General features: G+C 65.6%; 10 protein-coding genes. 4 read left to right on the top strand and 6 right to left on the bottom strand.

The features are described 5' to 3' along the window. The first annotated feature begins 51 nt into the window (after positions 1-51). From ppsA to SMD14_RS11120, 3 genes are read left to right on the top strand one after another with little or no spacing between them, the layout of a single operon-like run. Entirely contained in the window at positions 52-2,466 is a 2,415-nt protein-coding gene (gene ppsA / locus SMD14_RS11130; protein ID WP_321213669.1) for a phosphoenolpyruvate synthase, read from the top strand. Between the two features lie 42 nt (positions 2,467-2,508). After that, complete coding sequence (locus tag SMD14_RS11125) at positions 2,509-5,694, top strand: HAD-IA family hydrolase (protein ID WP_321213668.1); 3,186 nt, start codon at positions 2,509-2,511, stop codon at positions 5,692-5,694. Next, positions 5,691-6,716 (top strand): ATP-dependent 6-phosphofructokinase, encoded by a 1,026-nt coding sequence (locus tag SMD14_RS11120; protein ID WP_321213667.1) that lies wholly within the window; start codon positions 5,691-5,693, stop codon positions 6,714-6,716. The genes SMD14_RS11125 and SMD14_RS11120 overlap by 4 nt, the downstream gene beginning before the upstream one ends. A 41-nt stretch (positions 6,717-6,757) precedes the next feature. On the opposite strand, the gene SMD14_RS11115 is transcribed toward SMD14_RS11120, so the two are convergent. From SMD14_RS11115 to SMD14_RS11095, 5 genes are all read right to left on the bottom strand, one after another. Continuing rightward, complete coding sequence (locus SMD14_RS11115; RefSeq protein ID WP_157242018.1) at positions 6,758-7,180, bottom strand: Hsp20/alpha crystallin family protein; 423 nt, start codon at positions 7,178-7,180, stop codon at positions 6,758-6,760. A gap of 61 nt (positions 7,181-7,241) precedes the next feature. Further along, entirely contained in the window at positions 7,242-8,297 is a 1,056-nt protein-coding gene (locus SMD14_RS11110; protein WP_321213666.1) for a zinc-dependent alcohol dehydrogenase family protein, read from the bottom strand. A gap of 68 nt (positions 8,298-8,365) precedes the next feature. Beyond that, positions 8,366-10,834 carry an HAD-IC family P-type ATPase gene (locus SMD14_RS11105; RefSeq protein ID WP_321216259.1) on the bottom strand — a complete coding sequence of 823 codons (2,469 nt, stop codon included), beginning with the start codon at positions 10,832-10,834 and terminating at the stop codon, positions 8,366-8,368. A 27-nt stretch (positions 10,835-10,861) separates the two neighbouring features. Continuing rightward, positions 10,862-11,734, bottom strand: a complete 873-nt coding sequence (locus SMD14_RS11100) for a universal stress protein (protein WP_157242019.1) — start codon at positions 11,732-11,734, stop codon at positions 10,862-10,864. A gap of 46 nt (positions 11,735-11,780) precedes the next feature. Next, positions 11,781-12,242 (bottom strand): pyridoxamine 5'-phosphate oxidase family protein, encoded by a 462-nt coding sequence (locus SMD14_RS11095; protein ID WP_157242020.1) that lies wholly within the window; start codon positions 12,240-12,242, stop codon positions 11,781-11,783. A 278-nt stretch (positions 12,243-12,520) separates the two neighbouring features. On the opposite strand from SMD14_RS11095, the gene SMD14_RS11090 reads away from it, so the two are divergent. Then, positions 12,521-14,176: a GAF domain-containing protein gene (locus SMD14_RS11090; RefSeq protein ID WP_321216258.1), complete on the top strand. Its 1,656-nt coding sequence runs from the start codon at positions 12,521-12,523 to the stop codon at positions 14,174-14,176. A gap of 45 nt (positions 14,177-14,221) precedes the next feature. Here the strand turns inward: SMD14_RS11090 and SMD14_RS11085 are convergent, their stop codons facing one another. After that, positions 14,222-14,896: a response regulator transcription factor gene (locus SMD14_RS11085; protein WP_321213665.1), complete on the bottom strand. Its 675-nt coding sequence runs from the start codon at positions 14,894-14,896 to the stop codon at positions 14,222-14,224. Between the last annotated feature and the right edge of the window lie 36 nt (positions 14,897-14,932).

The raw sequence follows: 14,932 nt of genomic DNA, 5'->3' as shown, positions 1-14,932 counted from the left end.
CGGGACCAAAGACTCTGCCCGGCGTCTTCCGCCACGGCCCAGAATCAAGGCATGACTGCACCCGCAACCCCCCGTGCCGATGTCCATGTCATGTGGATCGCTGACACCGGGATAGGGGACATCGCGTCCGTGGGCGGAAAGAACGCCTCCCTGGGCGAGTTGAGCCGGTCCCTGCGTTCGGCCGGCGTGAGGGTCCCGGAAGGGTTCGCCACCACCGCTGCTGCCTACCGCGCTTTCCTGGAAGCCAACGCCCTGGAGCCGCGCATCCGGGCCTACATCGGCGAGTACCGCGCGGGGCGGGCCACCCTGCGCCAGGCCGGGGCAGCCATCAGGGAACTGTTTCTGTCAGCCACTTTTCCGGAAAGCACCGGGCAGGCAATCCAGGAACACTACCGCCTCCTTTGCCGCCGCGCCGGCCAGCCCGAGGTTGCGGTTGCGGTCCGCAGCAGTGCCACAGCGGAGGACCTGCCGGACGCCAGCTTCGCGGGCCAGCAGGAGACGTTCCTCAATGTGGCGGGGGAGCGCGCCGTCCTCGAAGCCTGCCGGAACTGCTACGCCTCGCTGTTCACGGACCGCGCCATCAGTTACCGGGAAATGAAGGGCTACGACCACCTGGAGGTGGCGCTGTCCGTGGGTGTCCAGCGCATGGTCCGCTCGGACATCGGCGCTTCGGGGGTCATGTTCTCCATCGACACGGAGTCCGGGTTCCCGCAGGCCGTGCTTATCAGCGCCGCCTGGGGCCTCGGCGAGACGGTAGTGCAGGGCACCATCAACCCGGACAAATACCAGGTGTTCAAACCGCTGCTCGCCGATGACCGCTTCAGCCCCGTGATTGACAGGGAACGCGGCGCAAAGGAACGCAAGATGGTCTACAGCCTCGGGGGAAACGCGAGGACCCGGATGGTGGAAACGAGCCAACGGGAGCAGGAGACCCTGGTGCTGAACGACCAGGAAGTTGTCCTGCTGGCGCGTTGGGCCGCTGCCGTGGAGGCACACTACGGCAGGCCCATGGACATGGAATGGGCCAAAGACGGCGTAACGGGCGAACTGTTCATGGTGCAGGCCAGGCCGGAGACGGTCCAGGCCCGGCGCAGCAGCTCCACGTTCCGCACCTACCACCTGCGTGAGCCGGGGCGCGTGCTGGCATCAGGGGCGGCGATCGGTGATGCCATAGCCAACGGGCCGGCCTGCGTCATCCGGGATGCGAAGGACATCGAATCGTTCGTGGACGGCTCGGTGCTGGTGACCCGGATGACAGATCCGGACTGGGTGCCGGTGATGCAGCGTGCAGCGGGCATCGTCACGGACCACGGCGGGCCTACCAGCCACGCGGCGATCGTGAGCCGGGAACTGGGCGTACCCGCCGTCGTCGGAACACGCAACGCAACCGAAGCCCTGCCTGACGGTGACCCCATCACCCTGTCCTGCGCGGAAGGCGAAGAAGGCCGGGTGTACGAAGGACTCCTGGAGTACACCGTGGAGGAAGTGGACATGGAGGCTCTTCCCGCCACCGGCACCGACATCATGGTCAACATCGGAAGTCCTGCCGCAGCCTTCAAATGGTGGCGCCTGCCGGCGGCTGGAGTGGGGCTGGCCCGGATGGAATTCATCATCAACAACCTCATCCGCATCCATCCGATGGCCCTGGTGCACCCCGAGCGGGTGGCAGACCCTGAGGAAGCAGCGCTCATCCGCAAACTCACCAGCGGCTACCGGGACCCCCAGGAGTACTTCGTCGACGTGCTGGCCACCGGGATCGCCAAGATCGCGGCGCCGTTCCACCCCAGGCCCGTGATCGTCCGGCTCAGCGACTTCAAGACCAACGAGTACAGCCACCTGATCGGCGGCGGCTATTTTGAACACGCGGAAGAAAACCCCATGCTGGGTTTCCGCGGTGCCTCGCGCTATTACAGCGAGCACTACCGCGAGGGCTTTGCCCTGGAATGCAGGGCCCTTAAGCGCGTCCGCGAGGAAGTGGGTTTCGCCAACGTCATTGTCATGATTCCCTTCTGCCGGACCTTGCGCGAGGCTGACCTGGTCATAGAGGCCATGGCCGGGCACGGCCTGGTGCGGGGCAGCGCCGGGCTGCAGCTCTACATGATGTGCGAGATACCCTCCAACGTGGTGCTGGCGGAACAGTTCGCCCAGCGCTTCGACGGCTTTTCCATTGGCTCCAACGACCTCACCCAGCTGGTCCTGGGCGTGGACCGCGACTCTGAGCAGCTGGCCGGGCTGTTCGACGAAAGGGACCCCGCCGTCAGTTCGATGATTGCCCAGGCCATCGAGAAAGCACACGCGGCCGGCATCAAGATCGGAATCTGCGGGCAGGGCCCGAGCAACCACCCGGACCTTGCCGAGTTCCTGATCAGCAAGGGCATTGATTCCATCTCGCTGAACCCGGACACGTTCCTGAAGGCCCTGCCCGTCATCGCCGCAGCCGAGCAGCGGCTGGGCAGACAGGCCTAACGGCACTGTCACGGGCGGACGGCCTGCTGGTATCCCTGTCATATGACCGCGTCGCCCACTGCTGCTGCCGCCAAGCCGCCCTTTGACGCCGTTATCTTCGACCTGGACGGGGTGGTCACCAACACGGCGCTGGTGCATCAGGCCGCCTGGAAAGAGGCCTTCGAACAGATCCTGCAGGATCCCCGGATACCCGCCACCGCGGACCGGTCCCCCCTCACCAAAGCCGACTACCGCAACTACATTGACGGCCTTCCCCGGGAAGAAGGCGTGCTGAAGTTCCTTGCCTCCAGGGGAGTGAAAGTCGACCGGGGATCTGACCGGGATGAGCCGGGCACCTGGACGGCTTTTGGGCTGGGCGCCCTTAAGAACCGCCTGTTCCTCGAGCACCTGAGGGAGGACGGCGTCCAGAGCTATCCGGGGACAATGCAGCTGCTGCAAAGACTTTCCGACGCCGGTGTTCCCACCGGTGTGGTCACGTCCAGCCGCAATGCCTCCTCCGTCCTGGACGCGGCCGGCATTCCGGGCTATTTCAACGTCATCCTGGACGGGACCGCCGCAGCAAACCTGGGCCTCCGCGGGAAGCCCGCCCCTGACGTCTTCCTGGCCGCCGCGTTCCGCCTGGGGGTATCGCCGTCCCACGCGGTGGTCATTGAGGACTCGGTCGCGGGGGTACTGGCGGCGCACCGGGGCGGATTCGGGCTGGTGGTGGGAATCGACCGCAACGGCAGCCGGCGGGAACTCGAAGCCGCCGGGGCGCGCTCTGTCCTCAACGACGTTGGCGAACTGGACCTGGGCCTCGTTGTGGGTGATCCCTGGCAACTGATCTATGAGGGCTTCGACGCCGGCCACGAGGGGCACCGCGAAGCGCTTACCACCCTTGGCAATGGCTACTTTGGCGTGCGGGGAGCGGCGCCGGAGGGCGGAAGCTTCCGGTACCCGGGCATGTACCTCGCGGGCGTCTACAACCGGGTGGCCTCCGAGGTGGCCGGTGAAGTGCTCGTGGAAGAGCACATGGTCAATGCCCCTGACTGCCTTCCGGTCGACCTTCGGCTGTCGCCCGGACAGTGGTGGTCGACGGGTGGAATGACAGTCCTCCGCGAGCGCCGCACCCTGGATCTCCAGCGCGCCGTCCTGGAGCGGCGGCTGCTGCTGGAAGCCGCTGACAAGCGGCGCCTGGAAGTTGTCCAGACGCGTTTCGCGTCCATGGCCGAGCCCCACCTCCTTGCCCTGGACATGAAAGTCACCCCGCTGGGCTGGAACGGTGTTGTGGAAGTCCGCAGCGGCGTCAACGCCGGTGTCAGGAATATGAACACTCCCGGCAAGGGGTCGGTTCCCGGGAGCCACCTGGTGGACCGGACCAAGGCCGGAAGCGGCGTCGAGCAATCCAATCCGGAAGACATTTCGGTCGTCGAAGCTGAAACGACGCAAAGCCTGGTCCGGATTGCTGCCGCGTTCCGTACGTTGGTATCCGGGGCGGCGGGCGGCGGACATCCCGGCAGGAAGGGTGCCTTTCACTTCCGGACGTTCGAGGTTCCGCTCGTCGACGGGGCACCGTCCAGGATCAGCAAGGCCGTGGCCGTAGTGACCTCCCGTGACCGCGCGATTTCCTCCCCGGCGTCGGCTGCGCGGGCCGTACTGGAGCGGTGTGGTGACGATTTCGAAGCCCTCCTGTCTGCCCACCAGGAGGCCTGGCGGCGTGAACTGGACCCGTTCCGGGTGGATATCGACGCGCCGGTCCAGGTGCGCCTGGTCCTCAACCTGCACATCTTCCACGTGCTGCAGACCCTGACCCGCCATACGGCCGAGCTGGATGCGGGAGTTACTGCCCGCGGTCTCCATGGCGAGGGTTACCGGGGCCACGTCTTCTGGGACGAGCTGTTTGTGCTGCCCCTCCTGACGTCGAGGACGCCCGATGTCGCCCGGTCCCTCATCGACTACCGCTGGCGGAGGCTTCCCGCGGCCCGCCACGCGGCCTCCGTCCTGGGGCTCTCCGGTGCGAAGTTTCCGTGGCAGAGCGGCAGTGACGGGACGGAGGAGACGCCCAAATGGCTCTATAACGACAGGTCCGGGCGGTGGGTCAAAGACAATTCGCATATGCAGTTGCACGCTGGCCTGGCCGTGGCCTTTAACGCCTGGCAGTACTACCAGGCCACCAATGACAAAGCCTGGCTCCTCCGGCGGGGCGCTGAACTGGTCATCGACGTTGCCCGGTTCTTCTCGTCCCGGGCGGAGCGCAGCCAGGACACCGGCCGTTACCACCTCCGCGGCGTCGTGGGGCCGGATGAGTACCACACGGGATATCCGGGCAGCGCCGATCCGGGACTTGATGACAACGCCTACACCAACGTGATGGCTGCCTGGGCATGCCTCCGGGCCGCTGAGCTTGTCTCCATTGTGCAGGGCAACGAATTGGGCGGGCTGATGGACCGCCTCGGCATTACGGATGAGGAAGTTGCCGGCTGGGAGCAGGTGGGCAAGGCATTTTTCGTTCCCTTCCACTCCGACGGCATCATCAGCCAGTTCGCCGGTTACGAAGAGCTGGAGGAACTCGACTGGGAACGCTACCGGGAGGCCTATGACAGCATCGAGCGGCTGGACCTGATCCTGGAGGCCGAGGGGGACGGTACCAACCGCTACAAACTCGCCAAGCAGGCCGATGTCCTGATGCTGCCCTACCTGCTGGGCCAGGAAGGGCTCATCAGCCTTCTTTCCGAACTCGGATACGCCTGCACCGCGGACCAGCTGAACCGGACCATTGAGTATTACCTCGCCCGGACTGCCCATGGATCCACGCTGAGCCGGGTGGCGCATGCATCCGTGCTGGCCGCGGTGGACGCGGACCGCGCATGGGACAGTTTCCGGGAAGCCCTCGACGCCGACCTCGACGACACGCAGCATGGCACAACCCGGGCCGGAATCCATTTGGGCGCCATGGCCGGGACCATCGACGTCATCCAACGCAGTTTCGCCGGGCTGCGGCTCAGCGGCGACACCATTGTGTTCGCGCCCAACCTGCCCACCGGGCTGCGGGCTGTGGCCTTTGAAGTCCGCTACCGGGGACATCACCTCAAGATTGAACTCAAGGACGGGCGCCTGCACATTGCCTCCGCACCAGGAGACGCGGCCCCCATCACGCTGCATGTGAACGGGAGGGACACAGCCCTCCCGGCCGGGCTGGCCAGGAGTTTCCGCCTGCCGGCGAAGGCGCAGGGATCGGCCGCATCATGAAGCAACTGGGAATCCTGACCAGCGGCGGTGACTGCCCGGGGGTGAACGCCGTGATCCGGGGAGCCGTGCTGGGGGGCGATGTTGCCCACGGATTCGGATTCCTGGGCTTCCGCGATGGCTGGCGGGGAGTCCTGGAGCAGGACGTTGTTCCCTTGCCCCGGTCCAGTGTCCGGGGACTTTCCCGGCTTGGCGGAACCATCCTGGGAACCTCCCGCACCAATCCGCTCAAGGACGGCGGCAGTGACGCGGTAAGGGAAAGCCTCCGGCGCAACGGCCTGGACGGCCTTATCGCCATTGGCGGTGAAGGAACGCTGGCGGCGGCAAAAGCCCTGTCCGACCAGGGCATCAACGTGGTGGGTGTACCCAAAACGATCGATAACGATCTCGGTGCAACCGACTACACCTTCGGTTTCGATTCAGCAGTGCAAACGGCAACGGAAGCCATTGACAGGCTGCGGACCACCGGGGAATCCCACCACCGGTGCATGATCGCGGAGGTCATGGGCCGCAACGCCGGCTGGATTGCGCTCCACGCGGGAATGGCATCAGGCGCCCACGCCATCCTGCTTCCCGAGCATCCCGTGTCCTTGGAGCAGGTCTCGGCCTGGGTCATGTCGGCACGGGACCGCGGAAGGGCACCCCTGGTGGTGGTGGCGGAGGCGTTTGCGCTGGAGGGACAGGAAGCACCCTATGCGCCCCGGGGCCTTGATACTTTCGGGCGGCCCCGGCTTGGCGGCATCGGCCGCCTGCTGGAACAGCAGTTGCAGGAGCTGACCGGCATTGAAACGCGGGCCACCGTCCTGGGCCATATCCAGCGGGGCGGTGAACCGACGGCCTACGACCGCGTGCTTGCCACGAGGCTCGGGATGGCCGCCGTGGAAGCGGCAGCGAAGGGGAGTTGGGGGACCATGGTGTCCCTGCGGGGAACCGACGTTGTCACCGTGGGCCTGGAGCTCGCCCTTGGAACTTTGAAGGTGGTACCCGAGGAGCGGTACCGGGAGGCGGCAGTCCTGTTCGGCTGACCGGAGTGGTGCCTGGCCCCGGCAGTACCAGGCACCAGCCGTCAACCCCTGCTAATCGGGATTTTCGAGGCCGCCGGTCCCTGGCCCTGGTCCGGCAGGGGAGCACGGACTTCCAGGACGCCGTCCTTGTAGGACGCGGTGACGTCGCCCTGCTGGACGCCGCTGGGCAGCGGGAGCCGCCGGACAAAGGAACCGTAACGGAATTCGGACCGGTAACTGTCCTTGTCCTTGTGTTCCTTCTTTTCCTGCCGCTCGGCCTTGATGGACAGCACGCCGTCGGTCACTGTCACGTCAACGTCCTTGTCCGGGTCGATGCCGGGCAGCTCCGCCCGCACCACCAAGGTGTTGCCGTCCACCATCTCCTCTACCCGGATGGCGGCCGTCCCCGTCTCGCCTTCGAACAGCCTTTCGATCAGGTCCATGGGGGAGCGGCGCGACTCAAACCACTTCATCAGCTCGGTCATTATTGCCTCCTGCTCATACTGGTCCGGGACAGCTGGTTGCCCGGCACTACCACCATCCGCTTTACGCGGTGAAGGTTCCAGAGTCCAAGGTCCCACCCTGGCCTGCAGGTGTTTCCGGGCGAACCCGGAGCACGGCGGAACCGGTGATCCTGTCCCCGGCGAGATCGTCCAGCGCGGTAGCGGCTGCATCAAACTGGTAGACGGTGGTGGCCGGTGCCAGCGGAATTTCGGCTGCGAGCGCCAGGAACTCCAGTCCGTCCGCCCGCGTGTTGGCGGTAACGCTGCACACTTGACGCTCGTAGAACAGATGGTCATGGTAGTTCAGGGCCGGTATGTCGCTGAGGTAGATGCCCGCAATCGCCAGCGTTCCGCCACGATCGAGGGCCCGGAGCGCCACCGGCACGAGGTCCCCCACAGGAGCAAAGAGGATGGCGGAATCAAGCGGCACCGGTGGATCGTCGTAGGCGCCGCCGACGTACTCTGCGCCGAGATCCCGGGCAAGGGCACGGGCCTTCGCCGAGCGGGTCATGACGTAGACGGACGCCCCCTGGTGCATCGCCAGCTGCGCGGTCAGGTGGGCGGAACTGCCGAAACCGTAGATGCCAAGGCGGCCCCCGGCCGGCACACGGGCCCGCTTCAGCGCGCGGTAGCCGATGATGCCCGAGCACAGCAGGGGTGCCGCCTCTTCATCGGTGAACACCTCAGGGATAGGGTAGGCAAAGTCCTGGGCGACAGTGAGCTGCTGGGCGTAGCCGCCGTCCTTGTCCCACCCGGTGAAGACGGGTGCCGTGCACAGGTTTTCGTCCCCGCGGCGGCAGTAGGCGCAGGTACCGCAGACCCCGCCAAGCCAGGCGATGCCTACCCTGTCACCCGGTGCGAACGGGGAATTGCCCGGCCCGGTCCCGGCTACCACGCCCACTGCCTCGTGCCCTGGCACAACACGGGGACGGCGGGGCGGGAGGTCCCCTTCGGCGAGATGCAGGTCCGTGCGGCAGACACCGCACACGTTCACGTCAACCAGGAGTTCGTTGGCCCCGGGCCTGGGGTTTTCGCGGATCCCCATGGTCAGGGGACGGGTAGAGACGGGGCCGGGGCGGCCCACCCACCAAGCGAGCACCGATTCCTCCTCGTGCCATCCGGCTTATCACTGTGGCACGGCCGGCGCAGCCCGGCCAGAGCCGAAAGTCATTTTCCGCCAGCCATTCCTTGGCCGCCGGCCAGGCGCCGTTGAAAACGGCCGATTCCTTCGATAGCCAGGCTTCCTGCCAGGGCCACTATGACGGAGGCCGCCAGCAGGTCCGGGGGCGGCCAGTCGAGCCTGAAGAAATCCTTGACCGGAGGGACGGTGAACAAGAGGACCAGGCCGCCGTACATGCCGGCCAAAATGAGGGTTTTGATCCAGTTCAACGGCCGGGATGCCATCACCAGGATCCATGCCGCGATCAGGGCGAGGCTGATGATGGTGGCAGACTGTACCGCCCCGGTGCCGTGCTGGCCGCCCAGCCGCGCGTAGGCGGCGACCGCCAGCACGCACAGCGCGGCGCACATACCGGCCGGTACCGAGAAGGCCAGGGAGCGTTTCAGGAAACCAGGTGCATAGCGCTGTGCACTGGGCTGGAGGGCCAGGAAGAATGCGGGCAGGCCGATGGTCAGTCCGTCCAGTACGGAAAGCTGGCGCGGAAGGAACGGGAAGGGCAGCAACAGCAGGGCGAAAGCCAACGAGATAAGGGTTATGTACACGGTCTTGCTGAGGAACACCATGGAGACCCGCTCGATGTTGCTGATGGCGCGGCGGCCCTCCGCCACGACCGCGGGCAACCTGTCGAAGCGCCCGTCCAAAAGGACAAGCCGTGCCACGGCCTTGGTGGCCGGTGATGCCGTGTCCATGGCGATGCCCAGGTCCGCATCCTTCAGCGCAAGCACATCATTGACGCCGTCTCCGGTCATTGCCACCGTGTGCCCGCGCCGCTTCAGGGCCTGGACCATGTCCCGCTTCTGGGCAGGGGTGACGCTGCCGAACACGTGGTGGTCCTCCATGGTCTTTTCCAGCAGGAGGGGGTCGGCGGGCAGGTTTCGCGCGTCATAGGCCGCACCCTGTCCAAACCCCACTTCGCGCGCCAGGACGGCAACGGTGCGCGGATCGTCCCCGGAAATGATCTTCACGGCCACCCCCTGCTGCCGGAAGTATGCGAGGGTCTTGTGTGCGTCCTTCCGGATGTCCTCACGGAAGGTCAACAGCACCACCGGAACAAGTTCGGGGGGCAGCCGGCCGCTTTCGCCCGATTCGGGCACGGAACCGGGCAGGGAGCCCGGCATGTGGGCGAGTGCCAGGGTCCGCAGCCCGGTGGAGGCCAGTGCCGCGGCGAGCCGGTGGGCCCCGGCACGCCGGGAGGATCCCGCAAGGACAGCGTCAGGAGCTCCCAACACCCAGGTTCCGGGAGCCCCGGATCCGGGCGGGAACGTCACTGCGCTCCACTTCCGGGCGGAAGTGAACGGCACGGACGCGGCCGCCGCCAGGAGGTCGCCCGCCGGAAAAGCGGCGCCGATGGACTTGGCCGTCGTGCTGGCTTCCTCGTTTGCGCCGAACCACTCCAGGGCCCTCCGCCACCCCTCCGCCGGCGGTGTGCCGGCGTCGTGCACGGCGTCGAATTTGATGGAACCGGAGGACAGGGTGCCCGTCTTGTCCAGGCACAGGACGTCGACCCTCGCCAGGACCTCAACGGCCGCCAGCTCCTGCACCAGGACCATGTGGCCGGCAAGCCGGACCCCGCCCACGGCAAACGCAACGCTGGTGAGCAGGACCAGGCCGAGCGGAATCATGGAGATGATGCTGGCCACCAGGCCCAAGGTCCCGGGTATCCAGCGCCCGGAACTGAGGGCGTCCTCCCAGCCGCCGGCATTCTGGATCTGGGCGTTGGCCACGAGTGCTGCGGTGGGCAGGAGCAGCCACGTAATGACGCGGAGGACTTTGTCCAGGCCCGAGCGGATCTCGGACGTGACCAGGGAGAACCGCTTGGCCTCAGCCGTAAGTTTGTAGGCGAACGTGTCCGGTCCTGCCCGGAACACCGCTGCCCGGCCACTGCCGGCCATGATCAGCGACCCGGACAGGAGCACCGCTCCGGGAGCCTTGGACACGGGTTCGGATTCTCCGGTCAGGAAGGACTCGTCCACCTCCACGTACCCTCCGTCCAGGAGGCGCAGGTCCGCGCTTACCTGTTCCCCGGCGCTGAGCAGGACGATGTCGTCCGGAACCAGGGCGTCCGCAGGGATCCGTTGGGGCCTGCCGTCCCGCACAACCTTGCTCTCCGCCGCGTGGAGAATGGCTAACCGGTCAAGGGATTTCTTCGCGCGGTATTCCTGGACGATTCCGATCAGTGAGTTACCAAGGGCCGAAAAGCCAAAGAGCGCGTCCCGCCACTGGTCCAGCACCAACAGCAGGATGAAGCACCCCGCCACGATGCCGTTGAAAAGGGTCAGGACATTCGCCCGGACGATTTCCCAGAGGCTGCGGCTTGTTGTTCCCGGGACGCGGTTGATGCGTCCGGCACTGGTGCGTTCCAGGACATCAGCCGAGGTGAGGCCATCGTGCCACCGCCGGCCCCCGGGCATGCTTGAGGACGGGTGGTGTTCGAGGCTTTCCCCGGCTTCATACATCACGCCGTCAGCAGGTTCCGTCCGTCATTACTCATGCCGGGTCTTCTTCAGCCGTGTGATCACAGTGGGGCAGGGTGGCTGGGTGAGGACGCCGTGCGCCGTCGATCCGAGGAGCAGCCTTCCAAAGCCGCCCCTGCCCCGGCTGCCCAGAACCAGCATCCGTGCGTTGGCAGCTGCCTGGACCAGGGCGTCGGCAGGTTCCAGGACGGTTTCGAGGACTCCGTGCACCACGAGGCCGGGGTAGTCCTGGCGGAGCCCCGCCACGGTCTCTGACAGGACGATCTGTTCCTCTTGCATCACGTGCTCCGCGAAACTGCTGGACGGCAGCCCTGCCTTGATCCAGCGGTTGGGGCCGGTGAAGGCATAGATGACGGTAAGTTCTTCGCCCAGTGCGTCAGCCTCGGATGCCGCGAAGGCCACGGCTTGGGTGGACTCCCTTGATCCGTCCACGCCCACCACGACGCCTTGCCCGCCGCCGTGGCCTGCGCCGATGACCGCCACCGGACATTCTGCGTGGGCAGCCGCCTGGAGCGCCCGGTCCGTCAGTGCAGCGCGAGAGTGGCCGCTGCTGCCCAGGACCAGCATGGATGCTTTCGTTGAATAGTCGCCAAGGGATCCCCCGACGCTTCCTTCCAGCAGTTCAGTTGTTACCTGAAGGTCAGGTTCTGCTGCGCGGACGCGTTCCCCGGCCTCCTTCAGCATGCCGAGCGCGGAGTTCCGCAGGGCGTCGATATAGGGGAGCGCATCGAGCGCCTCGCCTGCCATCCAGCGGTCATCCAGGACATGAAGGATGGCCAGCGGCAGCCTGAGCCGGCGGGCACGGGCGGCCGCCCACAGCAGGGCGGCGTTCGAGGGGGAGGAGTCGATGATGCCGACGGCGATGGGCTTGCTTGCGTCCATGGGTTTACCTTCCTTGGTTCTCTCAGTGCGGCGGTGAAGATGTGCCTCAGGCCCTGTCGCCCGGCTCCTGCGGGGCCCACCACCGGGTAGGCGGGGCGATCACGAATCGCCGCCCGGTGATCTCCTCGGGTGTAACGCGGATAAGGCTGTTCTTTGGTCCCGCCTGCCACGGCGAGAGCCCCGCGTCGGCGGCGTCCTGGAATTCCTCGGCGTCGGTAACGACCACAGCGTGGCCCTTCACCACGACGCTCCAGGCGATGGTGCCGTACTGGTTCAGGCCGTCGGCCTCCAGCGCCACCACCCTGCGTTCCGCCACTGCATCCAATTTCGTGCCTTCTCCCGTCCGGATCAGCAGTGTTCCGTTGCTGGGCACGTAGTTCACCGGGAAGATTTCCACCGTGTTGCCACGGGTGAAGGCCATTCGGCAAAGGGAGGTGGACCGAAGGTATCTCCAGCAATCATGTACGCCCAGGCTTTCGGCTTCCGGTTCTGTCGCAGCTGTATCCATGGCCGTAGCCTAAGGCGGGGAATCCCACCCGGCTAGGGAAGAAGGTCCCGCAGCATTTCGTGGCAGTCTGCGGGCATTGCTAAGCGTTTCAATTAGGGCATTTCAGGCCTTGACTTTTTCTTCTAAACTGGCCCCAAGGTATGCCTTCGTGCTCAGGCAAAGGTGACCTTTCCGGGGGAGCAAACCGGCCCGGACGATTGAAGTGCTGCTGGGCCCGCAGCGTCGCGGGTAACTGTCACAGGAGGTCGGACGTGAGCACTGAGCCGTGGCGCTCTCCTATGAAGGAAAGGGCAGAAGACCTCCTGCGGGATTTTGTTGCCCGTGCGGACGAATTGCTGCAGACCCAGGAACGGATGAACGGCCTCCTGGCTTCCGTGGTGGCCCTGGCCGAGGATCTGAGCCTGGAAGCCGTGCTGGACCGACTGGTGCGGTCGGCCTGCGAACTTGTCGGCGCCAGGTACGGTGCGCTGGGGGTCATTGCCGAGGACCGCAGCCTTAGCCATTTCATCACTGTGGGAATTAACGACGACGCGATCGGGTCCATCGGGGACCTGCCGACAGGGCATGGCGTCCTGGGACTGTTGATCCGCGAGCCGCGGCCCCTGCGGCTGCACGACCTCGGCCAGCACCCCATAGCGTCAGGTTTTCCCAGGAACCACCCGCCAATGAAGACTTTCCTTGGCGTACCCGTGCGCGTGAGGGACGAAGTGTTCGGGAATCTTTACTTGACGGAAAAGGACGGCGGCCAGGACTTCACGCCGGAGGATGAGGACCTCGCCGTCGCTTTGGCTGCTGCTGCCGGTGTGGCCATCCAGAATGCCCGCCTTTTCGAAGACAGCAAGCGGCGCCAGAAATGGCTGGAGGCGGGCATGGAGCTGAGCAGCCGGCTGATCATGACCCCGCACCCCGAAACTGAGGACAACCTCGATCTCGTTGCCGAAACCGCATTGAGGGTGTCGGATTCAGCGCTGGCCGTGATTGCCGTTCCCGCTGGTGACGGCGCCCTAAGATGCAGGGCATCCCTGGGGGTGCAGGGCCTGCAGGCGGGGCAGGAAATTACCGGGTCGGACGAGGTTTCCCGGGTCATTGAAACAGGGGAGTCGCTTGTGGCGCGGGACCCCCGCCTGGTATTTGATGACGAGGTCGTTGAAAAGCTGGGTTCGGTCCTGGTGTGCCCCCTGGGCCACAGCAACAGTACAAATGGCGTGCTGCTGCTTGCGCGTCCGGTGGGCGCGGCTGCCTATAACCAGGCCGAAATTGAGTCCAGCTCGCTTTTCGGCAGCAGGATCGGGCTGGCACTTGACCTGGCCCGCGTCCATGCCTTGCGCGAACAGAACCTGCTGTTCACCGACCGGGAGCGGATTGCCCGTGACCTGCACGATCTCGTTATCCAGAGGCTGTTTGCTTCCGGGTTGAGCATCCAGAGCCTCCGCCGCTACACCCTGGATCCTGTCGCCCATGAGCGGATCGCGGTCGTCACGTCCGAGCTCGACGACACCATCAGGAAGTTGAGGGACACGATCTACTCCCTCCGCACGGGCGAGCAAGAGCGTGAACCGCTCACGGGCCGCATCCTGAAGGTGGTGCAGGAGACATCCCGGAGCTATGCCGTGGCACCGAAAGTCGCCTTCGCCGGGCCCGTGGACGATGCTGTCAGGGAGAATATCGCCGGCCACCTGCTGTCCGTCCTCTCGGAAGGACTGAGCAATGCGGCCAGGCACTCGGGCGCCGAGGAAATCCGCGTCACCGTTTCCGTCACCCAAAAACAGGTTGAACTGGTGCTCACGGACGACGGCTGCGGTTTTGGCGAGCCTGCCAAGGCCAGCGGCCTCGCGAACATGCGGCACCGCGCAGAGCTGCTGGGCGGCACCTGCCTTATTAAAAGTGCCCCGGGGGAAGGCACCCGGATAACCTGGTCCGTCCACCGCCAATGATCTGCGCCGAAAACGACTGAATGTTGTACACCGCCGTGCACAGGGTTACTGGGCGTCCTGTGCATTCCGGGTGACGTAGACGGCTGCCTGGGTCCGCCTTTCGAACCCCAATTTCGCCAGGATGGAAGAAACGTAGTTCTTCACGGTTTTCTCCGCCAGGAAAAGTTCCTCACCGATCTGGCGGTTCGTCAGTCCTTGCCCGATCAGCGCCAGTACCTTCTTCTCCTGCGCACTGAGCGCGTCCAACCGCGGGTCTGTCGGGACTTTGGAAAGGCCGGCGATAATCCGCTCCTTGACTCCGGGCTCGAACAGCGATTCGCCCATGGCGGCCTTGCGGATGCCCTGAAGCAGGTCGTCACTCCTGATCTGCTTGAGGATGTACCCGGACGCGCCTGCCAGGACAGCCCCGCGGATGGCCTGCTCGTCGTCGTAGCTGGTCAGGATCAGGCAGTGCAGGCGGGGGTCGAACGAGCGCACGTCCCTGCAGACCTCGATGCCGGTGCCGTCGGGAAGCCGACCGTCCAGGATCGCAATATCCGGCTGCAATGCCGGGATGCGCCGGGTGGCTTCCGCCGCCGATCCGCTTTCGCCGACCACCACAAACCCCTCACCCTCCAACAGGTCCTTCAGTCCCTGCCTGACGAGTTCATGGTCGTCGAGGATAAAAACGCGCAGGGGCCCGCGGAGACCTGCAGTCCCTTCCGGACCTGACTCATGCATTTGCACCCAACCGCTCCCGTTTTCATAAGGACCAAA

This window comes from Pseudarthrobacter oxydans, assembly GCF_034258515.1.
GTDB lineage: Bacteria > Actinomycetota > Actinomycetes > Actinomycetales > Micrococcaceae > Arthrobacter.
The sequence above is the reverse complement of the archived record's forward strand: the minus strand, read 5'-3'. Positions and strand labels throughout refer to the sequence as shown.

Excerpts from the sequence above, each read along its gene's own strand:
- SMD14_RS11085 (WP_321213665.1), bottom strand. The coding sequence starts at position 14,896 with ATGCATGAGTCAGGTCCGGAAGGGACTGCAGGTCTCCGCGGGCCCCTG.
- SMD14_RS11095 (WP_157242020.1), bottom strand. The coding sequence starts at position 12,242 with ATGGATACAGCTGCGACAGAACCGGAAGCCGAAAGCCTGGGCGTACAT.
- SMD14_RS11125 (WP_321213668.1), top strand. The coding sequence starts at position 2,509 with ATGACCGCGTCGCCCACTGCTGCTGCCGCCAAGCCGCCCTTTGACGCC.
- SMD14_RS11100 (WP_157242019.1), bottom strand. The coding sequence starts at position 11,734 with ATGGACGCAAGCAAGCCCATCGCCGTCGGCATCATCGACTCCTCCCCC.
- SMD14_RS11115 (WP_157242018.1), bottom strand. The coding sequence starts at position 7,180 with ATGACCGAGCTGATGAAGTGGTTTGAGTCGCGCCGCTCCCCCATGGAC.
- SMD14_RS11090 (WP_321216258.1), top strand. The coding sequence starts at position 12,521 with ATGAAGGAAAGGGCAGAAGACCTCCTGCGGGATTTTGTTGCCCGTGCG.
- ppsA (WP_321213669.1), top strand. The coding sequence starts at position 52 with ATGACTGCACCCGCAACCCCCCGTGCCGATGTCCATGTCATGTGGATC.
- SMD14_RS11105 (WP_321216259.1), bottom strand. The coding sequence starts at position 10,834 with ATGTATGAAGCCGGGGAAAGCCTCGAACACCACCCGTCCTCAAGCATG.
- SMD14_RS11120 (WP_321213667.1), top strand. The coding sequence starts at position 5,691 with ATGAAGCAACTGGGAATCCTGACCAGCGGCGGTGACTGCCCGGGGGTG.